Origin of the sequence: Nocardioides sp. (genome assembly GCF_031422975.1) — a bacterium.
Lineage (GTDB): Bacteria > Actinomycetota > Actinomycetes > Propionibacteriales > Nocardioidaceae > Nocardioides.
On sequence record NZ_JANPEO010000574.1, the window covers coordinates 1 to 1,851 of the forward strand.

Sequence of the window (1,851 nt, forward strand, 5' to 3'; positions counted from 1 at the left end):
CCCGGTGGCCCCGACCAGCCCCGCAACCCCCAGCGCCCCCAGCGCCCCCAGCGCGCCGAGCCCCGCACAGGTCGCGCAGCAGGCCCGGGCCCGCACCCCCCACGAGGTGACGGGCGCGCAGAGCCTCGTGCTCTCCCTCGAGGCGCTGGACGTCGACACGGTCTTCGGCATCCCGGGCGGCGCGATCCTCCCGGCCTACGACCCGCTCCTGGACTCGGTCAAGGTGCGGCACATCCTCGTGCGCCACGAGCAGGGCGCCGGCCACGCCGCCGAGGGCTATGCCGCGGCGACCGGCCGCGTCGGCGTCTGCATGGCGACCTCCGGCCCGGGTGCCACGAACCTGGTCACGCCCCTGGCCGACGCCCACATGGACTCGGTGCCGATCGTCGCGATCACCGGCCAGGTCAGCTCGGCCTCGATCGGCACGGACGCCTTCCAGGAGGCCGACATCCGCGGCATCACGATGCCGATCACCAAGCACAACTACCACGTGACCAAGGCCGACGAGATCCCGCGGGTCATCGCCGAGGCCTTCCACATCGCCTCGACCGGCCGGCCCGGCCCGGTGCTCGTCGACATCGCGAAGGACGCGCTCCAGGCCCGCACGACCTTCTCGTGGCCGCCGCGCATCGACCTCCCCGGCTACCGCCCCGTGTCGCGCCCGCACAGCAAGCAGATCCGTGAGGCCGCCCGCCTCATCGCCGGGGCCGAGCGGCCGATCCTCTATGTCGGCGGTGGCGTCATCCGGGCCCGGGCGAGCGAGGAGCTGCGGCGGTTCGTCGAGCTGTCGCAGATCCCGGTCGTCACGACCCTCATGGCCCGCGGCGCGCTTCCTGACAGCCACCCGCTCCACCTCGGGATGCCGGGCATGCACGGCTCGGTCTCGGCGGTCACCGGCCTGCAGAAGTCCGACCTCATCATCGCCCTGGGCGCCCGCTTCGACGACCGGGTCACCGGCCAGCTGTCGTCGTTCGCGCCCGGTGCCAGGATCATCCACGCCGACATCGACCCGGCCGAGATCGGCAAGAACCGCAGGGCCGACGTGCCGATCGTGGGGGACTGCAAGGCGGTGCTCGTCGACCTCATCGAGGCCGTCGACGCCGACATCGACGCGGGCCGGGGCGGCGACTACACGCAGTGGCGCGAGCGCGTGGCCGGCTGGAAGGAGTCCTTCCCGCTGGGCTACACCGAGCCCGAGGAGTCCACTCTCGCACCGCAGTACGTCATCGAGCGGCTCAGCGCCATCGTCGGGCCGGAGGCCTGCTACGTCGCGGGCGTCGGGCAGCACCAGATGTGGGCCGCGCAGTTCGTGCAGTACGAACGCCCCAACTCCTGGCTCAACTCCGGTGGGCTCGGGACGATGGGGTATGCCGTGCCGGCCGCCATGGGCGCGAAGGTCGGCGAGCCCGACCGCACCGTGTGGGCCATCGACGGCGACGGCTGCTTCCAGATGACCAACCAGGAGCTCGCGACCTGCGTCATCAACAACATCCCGATCAAGGTCGCGATCATCAACAACAGCTCGCTCGGCATGGTCCGGCAGTGGCAGACCCTGTTCTACAACGAGCGCTACTCCAACACCGACCTGCACACCTCGGTGGGCTCTCGCGTCCCCGACTTCGTCAAGCTCGCCGAGGCCTACGGCTGCGCCGGGCTGCGCTGCGAACGGCCCGAGGACGTCGACGACACCATCCGCGCGGCCATGGAGATCAACGACCGCCCGGTCGTCGTCGACTTCGTCGTGCACCGCGACGCGATGGTGTGGCCGATGGTCCCCGCGGGAGTGAGCAACGACGCGATCCAGGTCGCTCGCGACACCGCACCCCAGTGGGACCGCGAGGAGTCCGAGGC

Annotated in this window: 1 protein-coding gene; it reads left to right on the plus strand. The window is 71.5% G+C overall.

Annotated features, from left to right (window positions below):
- Positions 1-106: 106 nt before the first annotated feature.
- Positions 107-1,851, plus strand: a 1,745-nt coding sequence (locus tag RMO85_RS17190) for an acetolactate synthase large subunit (RefSeq protein ID WP_310529940.1), incomplete at its 3' end; no start/stop codon positions are given.